Annotated in this window: 15 protein-coding genes; 3 read left to right on the top strand and 12 right to left on the bottom strand. The window is 74.1% G+C overall.

What is annotated here, in order from left to right:
* Positions 1 to 67 precede the first annotated feature (67 nt).
* The 6 genes from J3P32_RS13175 to J3P32_RS13150 form a co-directional block, all read right to left on the bottom strand.
* Positions 68 to 796, bottom strand: coding sequence for a ComF family protein (locus J3P32_RS13175; RefSeq protein WP_210440255.1), 729 nt, complete (start codon positions 794 to 796; stop codon positions 68 to 70).
* A 68-nt stretch (positions 797 to 864) separates the two neighbouring features.
* Positions 865 to 2,619: an LpqB family beta-propeller domain-containing protein gene (locus J3P32_RS13170; protein WP_210440254.1), complete on the bottom strand. Its 1,755-nt coding sequence runs from the start codon at positions 2,617 to 2,619 to the stop codon at positions 865 to 867.
* Complete coding sequence (gene mtrB / locus J3P32_RS13165; protein WP_210440804.1) at positions 2,616 to 4,211, bottom strand: MtrAB system histidine kinase MtrB; 1,596 nt, start codon at positions 4,209 to 4,211, stop codon at positions 2,616 to 2,618. Before mtrB ends, J3P32_RS13170 begins: the two co-directional genes overlap by 4 nt.
* A 15-nt stretch (positions 4,212 to 4,226) precedes the next feature.
* A complete protein-coding gene (mtrA, locus tag J3P32_RS13160) occupies positions 4,227 to 4,925 on the bottom strand; it encodes an MtrAB system response regulator MtrA (RefSeq protein ID WP_210440253.1) in 699 nt (232 codons plus the stop codon).
* Between the two features lie 60 nt (positions 4,926 to 4,985).
* Positions 4,986 to 6,452: an adenosylhomocysteinase gene (gene ahcY / locus J3P32_RS13155; protein WP_210440252.1), complete on the bottom strand. Its 1,467-nt coding sequence runs from the start codon at positions 6,450 to 6,452 to the stop codon at positions 4,986 to 4,988.
* 93 nt (positions 6,453 to 6,545) lie between these two features.
* Complete coding sequence (locus J3P32_RS13150; RefSeq protein WP_210440251.1) at positions 6,546 to 7,688, bottom strand: DUF808 domain-containing protein; 1,143 nt, start codon at positions 7,686 to 7,688, stop codon at positions 6,546 to 6,548.
* A 286-nt stretch (positions 7,689 to 7,974) separates the two neighbouring features.
* On the opposite strand from J3P32_RS13150, the gene J3P32_RS13145 reads away from it, so the two are divergent.
* Positions 7,975 to 9,402, top strand: a complete 1,428-nt coding sequence (locus J3P32_RS13145; protein ID WP_210440250.1) for an HNH endonuclease signature motif containing protein — start codon at positions 7,975 to 7,977, stop codon at positions 9,400 to 9,402.
* A gap of 332 nt (positions 9,403 to 9,734) precedes the next feature.
* Positions 9,735 to 10,082 carry an HIT domain-containing protein gene (locus J3P32_RS13140; RefSeq protein WP_210440249.1) on the top strand — a complete coding sequence of 116 codons (348 nt, stop codon included), beginning with the start codon at positions 9,735 to 9,737 and terminating at the stop codon, positions 10,080 to 10,082.
* A gap of 101 nt (positions 10,083 to 10,183) precedes the next feature.
* Here J3P32_RS13140 and J3P32_RS13135 read toward each other — a convergent pair whose 3' ends face one another.
* The 3 genes from J3P32_RS13135 to J3P32_RS13125 are packed head-to-tail and all read right to left on the bottom strand — an operon-like array spanning position 10,184 to position 11,783.
* Entirely contained in the window at positions 10,184 to 11,215 is a 1,032-nt protein-coding gene (locus J3P32_RS13135; RefSeq protein ID WP_210440248.1) for an SIS domain-containing protein, read from the bottom strand.
* A gap of 13 nt (positions 11,216 to 11,228) precedes the next feature.
* On the bottom strand, positions 11,229 to 11,405 hold the full coding sequence (locus J3P32_RS13130; RefSeq protein WP_307807981.1) for a Trm112 family protein: 177 nt from the start codon (positions 11,403 to 11,405) through the stop codon (positions 11,229 to 11,231).
* Between the two features lie 15 nt (positions 11,406 to 11,420).
* Positions 11,421 to 11,783 (bottom strand): DUF3499 domain-containing protein, encoded by a 363-nt coding sequence (locus J3P32_RS13125; protein ID WP_210440247.1) that lies wholly within the window; start codon positions 11,781 to 11,783, stop codon positions 11,421 to 11,423.
* Between the two features lie 49 nt (positions 11,784 to 11,832).
* Here J3P32_RS13125 and J3P32_RS13120 point away from each other — a divergent pair, with 49 nt between their 5' ends.
* On the top strand, positions 11,833 to 12,276 hold the full coding sequence (locus J3P32_RS13120; RefSeq protein WP_307861688.1) for a metallopeptidase family protein: 444 nt from the start codon (positions 11,833 to 11,835) through the stop codon (positions 12,274 to 12,276).
* Here J3P32_RS13120 and J3P32_RS13115 read toward each other — a convergent pair.
* From J3P32_RS13115 to J3P32_RS13105, 3 genes are all read right to left on the bottom strand, one after another.
* Positions 12,273 to 13,685, bottom strand: a complete 1,413-nt coding sequence (locus J3P32_RS13115) for a DUF5719 family protein (RefSeq protein WP_210440246.1) — start codon at positions 13,683 to 13,685, stop codon at positions 12,273 to 12,275. The genes J3P32_RS13120 and J3P32_RS13115 overlap by 4 nt on opposite strands.
* Positions 13,678 to 16,620 (bottom strand): glycosyltransferase, encoded by a 2,943-nt coding sequence (locus J3P32_RS13110; RefSeq protein WP_210440245.1) that lies wholly within the window; start codon positions 16,618 to 16,620, stop codon positions 13,678 to 13,680. Before J3P32_RS13110 ends, J3P32_RS13115 begins: the two co-directional genes overlap by 8 nt.
* 62 nt (positions 16,621 to 16,682) lie before the next feature.
* Positions 16,683 to 16,940 carry a WhiB family transcriptional regulator gene (locus J3P32_RS13105; RefSeq protein ID WP_056605988.1) on the bottom strand — a complete coding sequence of 86 codons (258 nt, stop codon included), beginning with the start codon at positions 16,938 to 16,940 and terminating at the stop codon, positions 16,683 to 16,685.
* Positions 16,941 to 17,044 lie beyond the last annotated feature (104 nt).

Here is a 17,044-nt window from a genome sequence, read left to right as displayed (position 1 = left end):
TGACGGTGCCGCGCACAGCCCTCTCCGTGACGCAACCACGGACCCGGGCGGACTCCATGAAGAGACGCTAGCCCCTCCACCGCCCCGAACCAACCGCGGGCCCACCCCTCGGGCCGACCCGCCTGGGGGTCGCCGCCACGGCGGCGACAGCAACCGGCCGGAGCCCCACCGCCTCGAGCGCCCGCTGCGCCTCGCGGGCCGTGGCGCCCGTCGTCAGCACGTCGTCGCACACCACGACGTACGCCTCCCGGTGGCGGCGGCCGACCCGGGCGAGCACCGGCGCGGGACAGTGCATGGACCCGGTCACGTTGGCGGCCCGGCCGGCGGCGTCGAGCCCCGCCTGGTCCGCCGCTCCGCGCGAGACGAGCAGCGGCGCCACCGCCGCGGCGCGCTCGACCCGCAGGAGTGCCGCCGCGTGCCGCACCAGCGCTGCGGTGGCCTCGTAGCCGCGCTGGCGTCCTGCGCCGGGGCGCGACGGGACGGGCACCAGCAGGAGCGGCACGGTCGGGTCCAGCTCCCCCACGGCGCCGCGGACCGCCTCGGCCAGCAGCCCGCCCAGCACCCGCCGGTGGCTCCACTGCCCGCGGTCCTTGTGTCCCACCACGAGCGCGCGGACCGCGCCGTCGTAGGTGTGCGCGACCCACGGCGTCACCAGTCCCGGTGGCACGGGGGTGGGCCAGGCGACCCGCGCGGTCGGCGCCAGGGCGGCCCGGCAGGGACGGCACAGCATCCGGCCGGGGTGCTCGCACCCCACGCAGCGGCTACCGAGGAAGAGGTCGAGCGCCGCGTCGAGCACCCACCCATGCCAGCAGCCGTCGGCTGCCGCGGCAACCGCCCGCCGCGCGGCTGGGGAGGACCGCCGGCTCAGCCGACGTAGGTGAGCGACGTGAGGCCGTCGGGCAGGTCCGACACCGTCCGCTCGGGACGGGTCAGGCTGGTCACCGAACGCCCGGCGAGGGCGTAGGACTCCGCGTCGGCGGGGGTGGACACCAGCACCCGGTTGGAGCCGCGGAGCCGGACGGTGCCGTCGGTGGAGACCTCGCCCGGGGCGCCGTCCACGGACAGCGTCCGGACCAGGGAGAGCTCCTCGTTGATGTCGCTCAGCACCGAGACGGTCGTCGGCGAGCGCCAGCCGACGTCGCGAATGCGCCCGTTGCCCTCGACCGGGAGCGGCAGCCTGCGGACCGGCGTGAACCCCACGACCACCCCGGCCTCGTCCTGGCGCACGCGGACGGAGACGACCTGGTCGGCCTTCCGCCCCCGACGCACCCCGAGCAGCCGGGTGCCGTCGCGGGACACCAGCAGCTGGGTGACCCGGCGGCCGCTGAGGCCGGGGACGTCGACCTCGACCGCGGACCCGTCGACCACCAGGACGACCCGGGCCCGGCCCGCGTTGCGGTCGAGGACCCAGATGCGGTCACGGTGGTCCCACCTCGGTGCCGCCAGGTCGGCCGCGCCGACGACGACAGGCGTGACCTCTCCCGTGGGCGCCTCGGCGGGAGCCACGACGAGTCGCGACCCGTCGGCGGACACCCCCGCGACGCGGGAGCCCGCGAGGTCGACGCCGATGGAGCGCAGGCCGTAGTCGTCCTGCCCGAGGGGCCCGAGGGTCTCCTCGAAGCCGGCCATCGAGCCGGCGACGACGAGCCCGTCAGCCAGGGCGTACAGCTCGGTGCTCGTGGCCTCGCCGTTGGGGTCGTACGCGCTGCCGACGCCGCCGAGGTCGACCTGCGTGGACCCGCCCTGGAAGCTGATCACCCGCCCGCCGATCGTGAGCTGCACGGCGTTGATGCGCGGCTCCTGCCGCAGCGTCCACACCAGCTGGGCCAGCATGCGCTGGGCGGTCACCTCGTCGACCGCGTCCGGGTCGCCCGAGAGCGAGACCTCCGCGATGCCGGAGTTGATCGGCACGGAGAGCCCGTGGGTGGTGCCGGGCGGGAAGTAGCTGCGGGCGACGTCCTGCAGGTCCTCGGGCAGCGTGGCGAGCAGGCCCCGCACGAGCGAGGAGGCGAACTGGTCGCCGCGCGGCGCGAACACCGGCTCGGGGACCAGCACCTCGGTGGCCGGGTCGAAGTAGTAGAGCGAGGCCGGCTCGTACCAGTCGTCGAACCACGAGTCCGGCACGATCAGGGCGTCCGGCACCTCGTCGATGCGCCACTCGCCGTCCTCCTCGACCAGGCGCAGCGACAGGTCGGCGCTCGGCTGGGTGCGCTGCCACGCCCCGCGGGCGTCGTAGCGCTTGACGTCGCTGAGCCGGACCCGCACCGACGTGCCGGCCGTGGGCTCGGCGGACTCGGCGTAGGTGATGATCTGCCGCTCGGGCACCCACGCCTCGGCGGCCTCGCGGGAGAGGAACTGGCGCGCCACGCTGGTGCGGACCGGCGTGGCCCTCATCGCGTCGAAGAACCCCTTGACGATGTCTGCCGCGGCCTGGCCCTCCTGCGGTGGACGGGGGTTGAACGAGATGCCGGGCACGTCGTCGGCGCCGGTGGTCACCTCGGACTCCACCACCGGGCCCGACGTCGGCATCTGCACGCAGCCGGCCAGCAGCACGGAGGCGGCCGCGGCCGTCAGCACCCGCGTCGCCCGTGCTCGGGCTCGGGCTCGGGCTCGTCTCATGCGGTCTCCCGGGCGTCGTGGGGCACCAGCGGCAGCGGTGAGTGGCGCAGCTGGGAGCCGAGCTGGCGGGGCAGCGTGAGCCGGAACTGGGCGCCCTCGCCGGGGCGTCCCCACGCCTGCAGCCAGCCTCCGTGCAAATGCGTGTCCTCGAGGGAGATCGACAGGCCCAGCCCGGTGCCGCCGCTGGTGCGCGCGCGGGCGGGGTCGGCGCGCCAGAACCTGTTGAACACCATGGCGGACTCCCCCGGGCCGAGCCCGATGCCGTGGTCGCGCACCGCGATCGCGGCCGACTGCCGGTCGGAGCCGACGAAGATCTCGACGTCGCGGCTCTCCGCGTGGTCGATCGCGTTGGTGACCAGGTTGCGCACGATGCGCTCGACGCGGCGTACGTCGGCCTCGGCCACGCACGGCCTGCCGGGGTCGTGCAGGACGACGCGGGTCTCGCGCTGCGCGGCGAGCACCGACGTCATGTCGACCACGCGGCGGGCGACGTCGACGAGGTCGACGTCCTCGGCCTCGAGCACGGCGGCGCCGGCGTCGAACCGGCTGATCTCGAGCAGGTCGGCGAGCAGCGTCTCGAAGCGGTCGAGCTCCTTCTGCAGCAGCTCGGCGGCACGTCCGGTCACCGGGTCGAGGAACGGCTTGGCGTCGTGGATGACGTCGCTCGCCATCCGCACGGTGGTGATCGGTGTCCGCAGCTCGTGGGAGACGTCGGAGACGAACCGCCGCTGGAGCCGGCTGAGCTCCTCGAGCTGACGGATCTGCCGCTGCAGGTTGGAGGCCATCTGGTTGAACGACGTCGCGAGGCGGGCGAGGTCGTCCTCGCCGCGCACGCGCAGCCGCTCGTGCAGCTGCCCGGCGGCGAGCCGCTCGGCGACCCGCCGCGCCATCCGGATCGGCGTCACGACCTGCCGGGTGACCAGCCAGGTCAGGCAGGCGACGAGCAGCAGGAGCGGGACCCCGGCGACAAGCATGGCGCGGGACACGAGCGCGAGGGTCTCCTGCTGCTCGGCCAGCGGGTAGAGGTAGTAGAGGGTGTAGGTGTTGTCGTCGGCCGGGAGCCGCACCTGGCTGCCGACGACGATGCCCGGTCCCTCGGGCAGCCCCGGCACCTCCTGGGTGGTGCGGATGTCGGTGTAGGTCCAGGCCGTGGACGAGGCCGAGTCGAAGCGCTCCTCGAGCGTCTCGGGGACGCTCGCGAGGTCGAGGCCCTCGGTGAACTTCGCGCCGCCCTCGGCCAGGCGGAGGCCCTCGCCGACCGGCGGGGACAGGACGACGGCGAAGCCGCGGGTGGCCCCCCGCGCCTGGATCGGCTCCACCAGGGCCTCCTGCTGCGCCGACTCGTCGACGTCGATGCCCGGGGTGGCGGCGAGCGCCTCACGTGCCGCGGCGGTCTCCCCCTCGGCCTCGGCCACGACGGCGTCCACGCGGTTGGCGAGCAGGCCGTCGCGCGTCTGCTGGATCAGGAACCAGCCGACGACACCGACGACCGCGGCCGAGAGCAGCAGCGTGCTCACCACGACGCGCGCCTGCACCGAGCGCCGCCAGAAGGCGGGGCCGTGGCGCAGCACCGCCGGCAGCCGGTCGAGCATGCTCACCGCTCGCTCCTAGGACTTGCCGGCCTTGTAGCCCACGCCGCGCACCGTCACGACGACCTCGGGGTTCTCCGGGTCGTGCTCGACCTTCGACCGCAGCCGCTGCACGTGCACGTTGACCAGGCGCGTGTCGGCGCTGTGGCGGTAGCCCCACACCTGCTCGAGCAGCACCTCGCGGGTGAACACCTGCCACGGCTTGCGGGCCAGGCACACCAGCAGGTCGAACTCGAGGGGCGTGAGGTTGATCGGGCGGCCGTCGCGGGTCACCGAGTGCCCCGCCACGTCGATGGACACGTCGCCGATCGTCAGGCCCTCGTCGGGGGTGACGTCGTTGCGCCGCACGCGGGCGCGGATGCGGGCGATGAGCTCCTTGGGCTTGAAGGGCTTGACGATGTAGTCGTCGGCCCCCGACTCCAGCCCGACGACCACGTCGACGGTGTCGCCCTTGGCGGTGAGCATCACGATCGGCACGCCCGACTCGGCGCGGATCTCCTTGCACACGTCGATGCCGTCCTTGCCGGGGAGCATCAGGTCGAGCAGCACGAGGTCGGGCTTGTAGTCGCGGAAGGCGTGGAGCGCGACGTCACCGCGGCCCACAATGCGGCTGTCGAAACCCTCCTGGCGCAGGACGATCGACAGCATCTCCGCCAGGGAGGCGTCGTCGTCGACGACGAGCACGCTGCCACGCGCGGGCTCGGCAAGGTCGGTCATGGCGCCAGTCTAGGGTGGCGCCACGACCGACCTGCCCGTGACGGGGAGGCCCGTCCCGGCTCAGTAGCGGTAGTGCTCCGGCTTGTACGGGCCCTCGACGGAGACGCCGATGTACTCGGCCTGCTCCTTGGTGAGCTCGGTCAGCTCCACGCCCAGGGCGTCGAGGTGCAGCCGGGCGACCTCCTCGTCGAGGTGCTTGGGCAGCACGTGCACACCCATCTCGTAGGCGTCGCGGTTGGTGAAGAGGTCGACCTGTGCCAGCACCTGGTTGGTGAAGGAGTTCGACATGACGAACGACGGGTGACCGGTGGCGTTGCCCAGGTTGAGCAGGCGGCCCTCGGACAGCACGATGATCTTCTTGCCGGGTGCGCCGTCCTCGCCGGGGAAGATCCACTGGTGGACCTGCGGCTTGATCTCGTCCTTGACGATGCCGGGGATCCTCGCCAGGCCGGCCATGTCGATCTCGTTGTCGAAGTGGCCGATGTTGCCGACGATGGCCTGGTTCTTCATCCGCTGGAAGTGCTCGACCTTGATGATGTCGAAGTTGCCCGTGGTGGTGATGAAGATGTCGGCGGTGTCGACCACGGACTCCAGGCGGCGCACCTCGTAGCCGTCCATCGCCGCCTGCAGCGCGCAGATCGGGTCGATCTCGGTGACGATGACGCGAGCACCCTGGCCGCGCAGCGACTCCGCGGACCCCTTGCCGACGTCGCCGTAGCCGCACACCACCGCGACCTTGCCGCCGATCATGACGTCGGTGGCGCGGTTGATGCCGTCGACGAGGGAGTGGCGGCAGCCGTACTTGTTGTCGAACTTGGACTTGGTGACCGAGTCGTTGACGTTGATCGCCGGGAAGAGCAGCGAGCCGTCCTTGAACCGCTCGTAGAGGCGGTGGACGCCGGTGGTGGTCTCCTCGGTGACGCCCTTGATGTCGGCGGCGATGCGGGTCCAGCGCTGCGGGTCGGCGGCGAAGGAGCGCGCGAGGACCCGGAGGACCTCCTTGTACTCCTCGTTGTCGGTGGAGTCCTGCGGCGGGACCACGCCCGCCTTCTCGAACTCGACGCCCTTGTGGACGAGGAGGGTGATGTCACCGCCGTCGTCGAGGAGCATGTTCGGACCGACCGGGTTGCCGTCGGCGTCGGTGAAGGCGAACACCTTCTCGGCCTCGTCCCAGTACTCGGCGAGGGTCTCGCCCTTCCAGGCGAAGACCGACGTGCCGGCGGGGGCGTCGACGGTGCCGCCGTTGGCGGGCGGGCCGACGACGACGGCCGCGGCGGCGTGGTCCTGGGTGGAGAAGATGTTGCAGGTGGCCCAGCGCACGTCGGCGCCGAGCGCGACGAGCGTCTCGATGAGGACGGCGGTCTGGATCGTCATGTGCAGCGAGCCGGCGACGCGGGCGCCGCGGAGCGGCTGCTCCGCGCCGTAGCGCTCGCGCATGGCCATCAGTCCGGGCATCTCGTGCTCGGCGAGCTCGATCTCCTTGCGGCCGTACTCGGCCAGGCTCAGGTCGGCGACCTTGAAGTCCATGGGTGTCTCCTGGTGTCGAGGAGGAGCGTCTGCGCCGCACATCTGTGCATCGTCGGGATCTCCCGCGCGGACCAGAAGAGAGTAGGACCGTTCTCAGCGATTCGGGGAATCCTCGGCAGCCTCTCCGGGAGGTCCTCCCGCGTGCCCCTCCGACGACTCCGGCGAGCCCCCGTCAGCGTCCCCGGCGACGTGCCCCGCGGCGTGCTGCTCGGCGTGGTGCTTCCCGTGCTCGTCCCCGTGGCCGCCGCCGACGCCGAAGGCCCGCAGGACCGCCAGGACGATGGCGCCGACGACGAGTCCGACGAGCCCGGAGACCACGGTGTTGAGCAGCCAGCCGAGCAGGGAGCCGAGCGCCCCGCCGACGGCGTGGTGCACGTCCTCCTCCCAGTGGTGCAGGAGGTCGTACGGCGCGTGCAGGACGTCGCCGATGCCCGTCCCTTCGAGGAGGCCGTCGTGGCCGCCGATCTCGTAGAGGCTGACGAGGAAGATGTGCCCGCCCACCCACAGCATGGCCAGCGTGCCGATGAACGAGATCGCGGCCAGCAGGCGCGGCATCGCCGTGACGAGGGCGAGTCCCAGGCGCTGCGAGCCCCGGGACGGCTTCTCGGCGAGGTGCAGGCCGACGTCGTCCATCTTCACGATGAGCGCGACCACGCCGTAGACGAGGACCGTGATGAGGACCGCGACGACGGCCAGGATGAGCGCGCGCATCCAGATGGTGGCGTCGGGATCCGAGCCGACGACCTCCTTGAGCGCGATGACCATGATCTCGGCGCTGAGGATGAAGTCGGTGCGGACGGCCTGGGCGATGGTGCGCGCCTCGTGCTCGGGCGTGAACTCGCCCTCCGGCGACACCTCCTCCTCGGCCTCGGTGGTGTGGTGGAAGAGCTTCTCGTGGACCTTGTGGGCGCCCTCGTAGGCGAGGAAGGCGCCTCCGAAGATCAGGATCACCGGCAGCAGCTCGGGCAGGAACTGCCCGAGCAGCACCGCCGCGGGCAGGATGAAGAGCAGCTTGTTGCGCAGCGAGCCGATGGCGATCTTCTTGATGATCGGCAGCTCGCGCGCCGCGGCCGACCCCTGGAGGTACTGCGGGGTGACGGCGGTGTCGTCGACCACCACACCCGCGGCCTTGGCGCTCGCCCGCGCGGCGGCCGCGCCCACGTCGTCCACGCCGGCTGCGGCGATGCGCGCGAGCGCGGCGACGTCGTCGAGGAGGGCGAACAGTCCGCCAGCCATGGTCGGTCCTTCGGGTCGTCGGTCGGGTCGAACCGCAGCCTATCGGCGACGGCCGCACCCCGGCCCCGTGCCCATGCCGACGACGACGATGCGCCCGGCCGCGCACCGACGGCGGCGACCTCGGCGCCGACCACCGCGGCTGGGGTGATCACGTGCGGGCAGTCCGCGTACGACAGCGTGCCAGCCGACCCCCAGGCGCTCCTGGCGTTTCCGCGGTGGAACTCGTAGGCCGGCAACCGTCCACAGCCCTACCCGACCGTCGGTGCGCCCGCATAGAATCGAACACATGATCGAGTCGTTGGAGCGGACCCCCGAGACCGGCGCAGACGGCCTCCCAGCCGCCGGCCTGCTCGCCTCGATCCGCCACGCCCGCGACGTCGAGAACGACACCACCGCCCGGCAGCTCGACCTCGCGGCGCAGTGGGCGGACCTCCACCCGCCCGAGTCGATCCACCACGCAGCGACGTTCTCTGACGACGGTCGGTGGGGCCGCGAGCTCGAGATCCCGATCGCCGGCGAGGGCTGCCCGATGGTCGCCGAGTTCAGCATCGCCGAGCTCGGCGCATCCCTCGGCACGTCCACCACGGCGGCGAAGCGGCTCGTCGGCCACGCCCTCGAGCTGCGCCACCGCCTTCCCCGGCTGTGGGCTCAGGTGCAGTCCGGCCGCGTTCCGGCCTGGCGGGCGCGTGCGGTCGCCGAGGCGACGATCCACACCACGCCGGCTCTGACTCCCGAGGCCGCCGCCTACGTCGACTCCCAGGTCGCTGCCGTCGCCAGCAGGATCGGGCCGGCGCAGCTCGACCGGCTCGTCGCCGAGACCATCGAGCGCTACGACCTCGACGCGGTCGACCCCTCGACTGACCCCGAGGACGGGTACCTGCACGTCGACCCCAGCCACGCCACGCTCCATTCAGACGACGTGCACTACGCGGGGATGATGCGGTTCGAGGCCGAGCTCGACATCGCCGACGCCCTCGACCTGGACCGCGCCCTCGCCCGCGGCGCCGAGACGCTCAAGGGGTTTGGGTCCGAGGCGCCGCTCGACGCCCGCCGCTCCGCAGCGCTCGGTGACCTCGCCCGCACCCAGACGGCGCTGGACCTGTTCGCCCACGGCGCCGCGGTCGCTGGCACGACGAAGACCGCCGACGGGCTGCCCGTGGCGCGTGAGGTGGTGCTGCACGCCCACTTCGACGCCACCACCGTCGGCACCGACACGGTGTTCGAGACCACCGGCCGTCTGGAGGAACGCCAGCGACTCGTGCTGCTGGCGCAGGTGCAGGACTGGTGCGCCGACACCCGCACCAAGGTCACCATCGCCCCGGTCGTCGACGTCAATGCCCACCTGGCCGCGCCCGGCTACGACATCCCCGCGCGACTGCGCGAACAGGTGGTCCTGCGCGACCAGACGTGCGTGTTCCCGCACTGCAGCCGGCCCGCTCGGAGCTGCGACATCGACCACGTCATGGCGTACGACCCCGACGCGGAGGCCGAGGGCCGACCCCAGCCCGGGCCGACGCAGACCGACAACCTCACCGCCCTCTGCCGCAGCCACCACCGGCTCAAGACCCACTCGGCCTGGCACTACGACATGCCCGGCAACGGTGTCTACGAGTGGACCAGCCCCCACGGCCATCGGTACCTGCGCGACCACACCGGCACCGGGCCACTGGACCCACGCACCGACGCCGAGGCGCCGCCGCCCGACCGACCGTGACCCCGCCCCACACCCCGGCGACCTGACATCGGCGGGGCCACCGGCTTGTCCGCGCGGCGCGACCGGGCCTCGTGACACGCGCCGTAGCACCTCCACCGGCCACCGATCGCGGCCGCCCCTCCCCGATCGACCCCTTTCCGACCGACCCCCGCCCGGCGCTCACTCACTCGTCCGCCGGCCGAGCGCCTCGCGCAGCGACCCACCGCACGGCCGAGCCCACGCCAGGATCACGCGCCGGCACCCGCTTCGAGCGAACGGATCCCGAGGACGTGCGTCCGGGACACCGAGAATAGGGGCCGACGACCCGCCCGCCGCCCTGCGAGGCTGCCACCGTGAGTGCAGCGACCTACGCCGGGAACGACTTCTACTGCGACGTGGCGATCCCGCGGGCCGTGCCGCTGGAGGTCGTGCACGAGGACGAGCTGGTGCTCGCCTACCACCACACCCGGCCGTTCTGGCGGGTCCACGTCGTGGTGGTGCCGCGGCGGCACATCGCGTCGTTCACCACCGTCGGCGCGGCGGACGAGCCCGACGTGCGCGCGCTGCTCGAGGTCGTGCAGCGGGTGGCCCGACGGGTCGAGGAGGAGCACGGCGCGGCCGCCGTGCTGACCAACCTCGGCCGCTACCAGGACTCCAAGCACCTGCACGTGCACGTGCACTCCGGGCCGCAGCGCGACTGAGCGTCCGTGCCGGGCGTGACACTCGCGCCGTGGACATGGACGCACCCGGCCGCCGCCCTGGGGCCGGGTCCGCCGCGGGCTGCTCGCGGCGCCCCGGGCAGTCAGTCCTCGACCAGCCCGATGCGCAGGTACTCCGCGGCATAGGTCCCGGTCAGCAGCAGCGACGCGTAGCGCGCCACCTCGGCGTCGGCCTCGGTCTCGAGCGTCTCCACGCGTACGCCGTGCCGCGCCGCCGCCGCCCGCAGCTGGCCCGCCTGCTCGCGCACGACGGGGTCGTCGGAGCGGTCGTCGAGGACCAGGAGGAGCGGTCGCAGGTCGCCGGGCTCGTCGGCGAACGGGTCGGCGAAGAGGTCGTGCGGCTTGGTCGCCTCGATGACGGGCAGGAGGTGCTCGGCGTCGCCGGCGATCGCGGACCGGCCGCTCGTGCGTCGCAGCGACTCGGCCAGGCGGCGGGCCGCCCGGGCCGCGAGCACCGACCCGCCCCACACCAGCGGGTTCGTGTCGGCCATCGCGATCGCGAGCATCTTGGCCGGGTTGACCGAGAGGTCCCGGTGCGGTGAGCAGCTGGTGGCGACGTCGTCGAGGGAGGCGGCGACCGACTCGGCGTCGGCGCGGGGACCGAGGTGCACGTGGGCGAGGTAGTCCAGCATCACCACGGCGGTCGCGAGCTGGTCGCCGGTCACCGTCGGCAGCACCGTCACGTGCCGGCCCGCGGCGTGCTCGCCGACCAAGGAGCGCTCGGGGCACGCCACGACGACCTGCGCGCCGCGGCGCACGGCCTCGGCGACGGCCGACGCCGAGCCGTGGTCGTTGCCCTCGGGCGCCAGCATCACGACCAGGTCGAGCGACCCGGCCCAGCCGGGCAGGCCGGGGTTGGGCCACGCGACGAACGGCACGGGACACCACGGCTCGAGCACCGCCCGCAGCAGCCGGGAGTCCGGGCCGGCGGCGATCACCGCACGCGGCCGCTCGCCGTCGCGGCCGGCCGCGATCAGCTGGGCCGTCGCGGTGGCCGCCTCGTGCGCCTCGCGCCGCACGCGCGCGCCGCTCTCGGCGAGCGTGCGCAGCCGGAGGTCCACCGTCTCCAGCACACCGGCGTCATCGAGCCGGGCCTCGTCGAACCACGTCGCCACGACCGTCCCCGTCTCAGTCGGGCTTGCGGGCCTCGTCGACGAGCAGCACCGGGATGTCGTCGCGGACCGGGTAGGCGTTGCCGCACCCCTGGCAGACGAGCTCCTCGACGCCCCCGGACGAGGACTCCGACAGCGTGCCGTGGCAGGCCGGGCAGACGATGATGCTCAGCAGCTGCTCGTCGATGTTCACGTGCCGAAGAGTACGTCAGTCGGTGGGCGTGAGGACCCGCAGGTGCCCGCGCTTGGCGCCCCGCGTCGGGTCGTCGGCTGAGTGCAGCGGCACGGGGGCCGGGGCCGGCCGCGCCGCCTCGCGCACGGCGTCGGCCAGCGCCAGCAGGTCGTCGCTGCTGGGTCCCTGCGCCTTCGGGTCCGGGGCGAGCCGGAGCACCTCCCAGCCGCGGGGCGCGGACAGCCGCTCGCTGTGCGGCTCGCAGAGGTCGTAGGCGTGCGGCTCGGCGTACGTCGCGAGCGGACCGAGGACGGCGGTCTGGTCGGCGTAGACGTAGGTCAGCGTGTTGACCGCCGGACGGCCACACGCCGTCCGCGAACAACGACGGGCAAGGCTCACGGGCCCGACGCTACCTGCCGTACGCACGCGCGACGCTTAGGCTCGCGGCGTGAGCGACGGGGTGGACGACGTGAAGCCGCGGACCCGGGACCGGCGCGGCCGCGGCATGCGCGGGCCGGGAGTGCTGCCCGCCGTGCCGGGCACCCCGGCGCTGCGGACCGCGCGGCAGCGCTTCGACCAGCTCGTGCTCGACGTGGTGACCCCGCTGGACGAGCGCTGGCACCGCCACCTCGGCCTGGTCGAGTACGCCGTCGAGGACACGCCGATGCTGCCCGACGACTGGGGCGACGAGACCGTGCCGCTGTCGTCGCTGGTGCGCGGCAAGGGCCAGGCACCGACCCGGCTGGTGATCTTCCGCCGCCCCATCGAGCACCGGGCCAGCACGCGTGACGAGCTGGAGGCGATGGTGCACACGGTCGTCGTCGAGCAGCTCGCCGAGCTGCTCAACCTCGCGCCGGGGCAGGTCGACGAGAGGTACGGCGACGACGACTAGCGCTGGGCGGGTCGGACGTCCGGGACCTCGCTGGTCGTCTCGAGCTGCGACAGCGGCAGCACCGACAGCCCCCGGTCGCTGACCTCCAGCGCCACCACGGCTCCGGTGCGCTGGAGGCGGACGTGGGCCAGCACGGCCTCGTCGGGCAGCCGCAGCCGTGAGGCGGTGGCCGGGTCGACCTCGACCCGCCGCTCGCGCACGACCGGACGGCCGTCCGCGTCCCACGCCTGCAGCGTCACCACGCCGGGCGCGCCGGCACCGGTCACGACGAGCCGCTTCGCGCCGCCGGGAAGCGCGACCGCGGTCTCCGTGCCGACCGTCGTCCCGGCGCTCGCCAGTGCGAGGTCCGCGGCGGTCCGGGTGCGCAGGGTCGCCGTCACCGCACCGGTGGCCTCGAGCCGCAGCGCCTGCACGCCTCGCAGCGTGCGACCGCGCAGCACGCCGCTGAGGTCGACCTCGGAGACCGACCCCGGTGGCAGCGGCACCTCCTCGACGCCCGAGGGAGTGAACTCGCTCTCCTCGCTCACGAGCCGGAGGGCGACCCGCACCTCGCTGTCACCGGGGTTCGCCAGGGTCAGCACGCGGTCGGCTGCCGTCGTGCCCACCCCGGCGACGTACGACGTCGAGGCGGGGGCGGCCTGCCCCGGCAGCCACTCCCGCACCGGCCGGCCGGGGCCGACCGGGTCGATGACGTCGACGACGCTGGAGGCCAGACGCCCGCGCGAGACCGTCACCCGGACGGCGAGGGCGTCACGGTTGGGGGCGACGGCCGAGAGGTCGAAGGACGCCGACCGGCTGCCCGGCACCCGGACGCCCCGCAGCGCCGGCACGTCGACGGGACCGCTGCCGTCCCACACGGTCACGTCGGCGACGGCAGGTCCTCGGTCGGGGTTCACGAGCGTCAGGGTCGAGGCGTGCTCGGCCGATGCGCCGACCCCGGTGAACCAGCGCTCGGGCGCGGGCGGCTCGCAGACGACGGCGGACCCGGCGCCGGACCGCGACAGGACCAGCCCGGGGGCGAGGTCACCGGTGGCGCCGGCCACGACCGCCTCGCGCTCCCGGCGCGCCGCGGTGCCGTCGGTCATGGCCTGGGTGGCCTCCTGCGGCCCGACCCTCAGGGCGAGCTCGCCCGTGGCGAGGGCGGCGCTGCCGAACCGCACCTCGTCCGCACCCGGCAGCCGGCCGGGGCAGACCGCCGTCGACCGGTCGAGCGCCGCACCGGCGGGGGCGTAGGCGGCGGGCGGCTCGTCGGCAGGTCGGACCAGGGCGAGCGCGGCGACGGTGAGCAGCGGGATGACCAGGGCCAGCACCGTCAGCGGCGACGGGCGACGGCTGGTCGCCACGGCGGCGCGCCGACGGCTGCCGGCAACGGGGGACGTCGCGGGCGGCGTGCTGCTGGGATCAGGCATCGCGGCGCACCTCCCTGCGCTGCCGCACGGTCGGCGCGGCGAGCACCAGGGCGACCACGAGTGCCGCAGCCTGGACCACCAGCAGGGCGGTGCGCCACCACGCTCCCGAGCCGTCGACGGCAGCCGGGTCGAGCGGCCGGTCGACGCGCCACGCCCGGGTGCTGCGGTCCTCGGCGCTCGCCTGCTCGAGACCGGCGGTGGCATCGAGGAGCGCGGAGACCCGTCCGTCCGCCGGGGAGCCGAGCACGACGTACTCCACGCCCCGGTCGCCCAGGGCGGCCACGACGGCGGGGGTCGGCGACGACACGAGCGCCCGCACGTCGTCGGTCAGCCCGGTGTCCTCGTCGGCGAGGGTGAGCACCTCGTCCTCTCCCACCGTCGTGCCGTCGTCGCGCCGGATGCGGTAGCCGATGCCGTCGTCGACGGAGCCCTCGAGCACGAGCACGCCGTGCTCCTGGCCCAGCAGCGAGCTCTGCTGCATGTAGACGGGCACCGCCTGCTCGGCGTCGCGGGCCATGGCGTTGTCGGGGGTGGTCAGCCACCAGCCGAGGCCGCCGACCGGCACGGCCGCGGCGACGACGGCGAGGACGGTGGCGAACCCCCGCTGCCACCAGGGGTGGTGGTCGGCGAGGCGGCGCAGGTAGGCGTCGGCGCCGAGCACGACCGCGACGACCGCCGTGCCCTGGAGGATCACCACGAACAGGCCGAGGCTCGGCCGCGTGGAGACCGACGGCAGGTCCAGGCGCACGTGGGAGAGCACGCCGGACACGACGGCGGCCGCCAGGGCCACCAGCCAGCAGATCAGCACCGGCACGCGGGTACGTCGTGGGACCAGGGCCGCGAACGCCAGCAGGCCGAGCACCGCCCCGAGCCACCAGGGGGCGCCGAGGTCGTTGAGCCGGCCGGTCACCAGGCCGCCGAAGGTGACCTGGTCGACGGTCAGCCGGCCGGCCTCGAGGAGCAGCCCGGACGCCGAGCCGGTGGTCAGCAGCGGGAGCAGCCACGGCGCGAGCAGCACCGGCGTGGCCGCGACGGCGACCACCGGCGGTCCCCAGCTGTCGCGCTCGCGCAGCAGCCGCGGCGCGATCAGCGCGGCCGAGCCCAGCACCACGGCGGTCGCGAGCAGCGCGAAGAGCCAGAAGCCGGGCACGAAGGCGGCGCCGAGCGCGAGCAGGAGGGCCGTGCGCCAGGCGGCGCGCCAGCGCCGGTCGCTGTCGGGGTCGACGAAGCCGAGCGCGGCGTGCGCGGCCCACGGCAGCAGCGCGGCGACCGCCACCGTGCCGAACCGCCCCTCCGCCCAGGCACCGGACGTCACCGGGACGAGGGCGTAGCTCAGCGCCCCCCACACCACGAGCCAGCGGGGCAGGCCGAGCGGGTCGACGAGCCGGCCCACGACCTTGAGCAGGCGCCACGCGCCCCACGCGGCGACCGGCACGGCCAGCAGCATCAGGCCGGAGACGACCGCGCCGGTGTGGCCGAGCAGGACCGACGCGGCCACCGCGAACGGCAGCACGTAGGCGGGCGCCGGCACGTCGGTGCCGGTCCCGAGCGGGTGCCACGTCGTGACGTGCAGCCGCCACCAGTCCCCCGCCGACTCCGGCACCGGGGAGAGCGCGCCACCGGTGATCGTGCCGAAGGCCTCCCGCCCCGCGACGAGGGCGAGCACCCCGAAGAGCACCAGCACCACCGCCACGGGGTTGGTGAAGAACCGCGCCACGAGGCCGGTGTCGGTGAGGTAGGCCTCCTCGTCGTCCTCACCCCGCGAGGCGGACGAGCCGCGCCGCTCCCCGGGCGGCACCCGTGCCGGCTCCGCGGCCGCGGCCCTCGCGAGCCGCCGCCGCTCGGCGACGTCGGCGGCCTGGTTCGTGGCGGCCGAGGCGAGGTCGGTGACGAAGTCCAGCCCGTGCCGGTAGGGCAGCCAGGCCGGCGCCAGCAGGCGGCGCGCGGCCTCCTGCTGCGGCTCGCCCGTCCGCCGCCGTGCGCGCTCGCGGCGGGCGGCGCGCAGCTGCCCGGGCCGGCCGTGCACCGACAGGGCGGCGGCCAGCTCGTCGAGCGCCTCGCCGGCGGAGCGGACGGCGAGGAAGCCGACGACGCGCAGGAGCGAGCCGACGAACAGCCGGACGTACTGCCACGCGAAGCCGCGCGTGGACACGTTGGCGAGCGAGGTGAACAGCGCCGCGCGGCGCTCCTGGTAGTGCGTGTGGCGCCCCGTGAGGGGCGTGCGCCGCACGCCGCGGTGGGCCGCCTCGGCGTGGAAGACCACGGCCTGCGGGACGACCAGCGTGCGGTGGCCGGCCAACGCGGCACGCCAGCCGAAGTCGATGTCGTTGCCGAAGATCGGCAGCTCCTCGTCGAGGCCGCCCAGCGACTCCAGCACCCGGCGGCGCACGAGCATGCCGGCGGTGTTCACGGCGAGCACCTCGCGGACCGCGTCGTGCTGGCCCTGGTCGTACTCGCCTCGCTCGAGCCCGGTCTCGCGCCGGCCGGTGCCGGTGATGGTGAGGCCGACCTCGAGCAGGCGGCGCAGCGAGGGCCACTCGCGCAGCTTGGGGCCGAGGATCGCGGCGTCCGGGTGCTCGGCGGCCGCGGCCAGCAGGGCGGCCAGCGCGGTGGGCTCGGGGTTGCTGTCGTCGTGGAGCAGCCAGATCCACTCGTCGGCGTCGCCTTCGGAGCCCGGGAGGCCGGCGGCGAGGTCCAGACCACGGCGCACGGCTGCCGGGTAGCTCGTGGAGCCCGGGACGACCTCGACCGCGGAGCGCGCCTCGAGCTCGGCGCGCCCGAGCGCGGCGCGGACGAGGTCGACGCTGTCGTCGCGGCTCGTGGTGTCGACGACCACGACACGGTCCACCGGGTGGGTCTGCCCGATCAGACCGGTCAGGACTGCTGGGAGCCATCGCGCCCCGTCGTGACTGACGAGAAGCGCTGTGACGGTCACCGGAGCACCTTAGCGAGGCGCTCCGCGCTCCTTGAAACCGCCGGAGAGCTGCCGGAAGGGCCTCAGACGGCGCGCTTCTTCAGCTTGCGGCGCTCACGCTCGGACAGGCCGCCCCAGATGCCGAAGCGCTCGTCGTTCATCAGTGCGTACTCCAGGCAGTCGTCGCGGACCTCGCACGTCAGGCAGACCTTCTTGGCCTCCCGGGTGGAGCCGCCCTTCTCGGGGAAGAACGCCTCGGGGTCCGTCTGCGCGCACAAGGCGCGGTCCTGCCAACCGAACTCCTCGCCCTCGGGCTCGAGAAGAAACAGTTCTGCTCTCATGGCTGACGCCCTTTCGACCCTGTCTTCAGAACTGAACGACACTGTGGGAATTACATGCCTGTCGTACACTGCAAGTCAAGCCCGGATCTGATATGGCCGTTCTG

The organism is Nocardioides xinjiangensis, assembly GCF_017916385.1.
GTDB lineage: Bacteria > Actinomycetota > Actinomycetes > Propionibacteriales > Nocardioidaceae > Nocardioides > Nocardioides xinjiangensis.
The sequence above is the reverse complement of the archived record's forward strand: the minus strand, read 5'-3'. Positions and strand labels throughout refer to the sequence as shown.

Excerpts from the sequence above, each read along its gene's own strand:
- J3P32_RS13150 (WP_210440251.1), bottom strand. The coding sequence starts at position 7,688 with ATGGCTGGCGGACTGTTCGCCCTCCTCGACGACGTCGCCGCGCTCGCG.
- J3P32_RS13115 (WP_210440246.1), bottom strand. The coding sequence starts at position 13,685 with ATGCCTGATCCCAGCAGCACGCCGCCCGCGACGTCCCCCGTTGCCGGC.
- J3P32_RS13145 (WP_210440250.1), top strand. The coding sequence starts at position 7,975 with ATGATCGAGTCGTTGGAGCGGACCCCCGAGACCGGCGCAGACGGCCTC.
- mtrA (WP_210440253.1), bottom strand. The coding sequence starts at position 4,925 with ATGACCGACCTTGCCGAGCCCGCGCGTGGCAGCGTGCTCGTCGTCGAC.
- J3P32_RS13105 (WP_056605988.1), bottom strand. The coding sequence starts at position 16,940 with ATGAGAGCAGAACTGTTTCTTCTCGAGCCCGAGGGCGAGGAGTTCGGT.
- J3P32_RS13170 (WP_210440254.1), bottom strand. The coding sequence starts at position 2,619 with ATGAGACGAGCCCGAGCCCGAGCCCGAGCACGGGCGACGCGGGTGCTG.
- ahcY (WP_210440252.1), bottom strand. The coding sequence starts at position 6,452 with ATGGACTTCAAGGTCGCCGACCTGAGCCTGGCCGAGTACGGCCGCAAG.
- mtrB (WP_210440804.1), bottom strand. The coding sequence starts at position 4,211 with ATGCTCGACCGGCTGCCGGCGGTGCTGCGCCACGGCCCCGCCTTCTGG.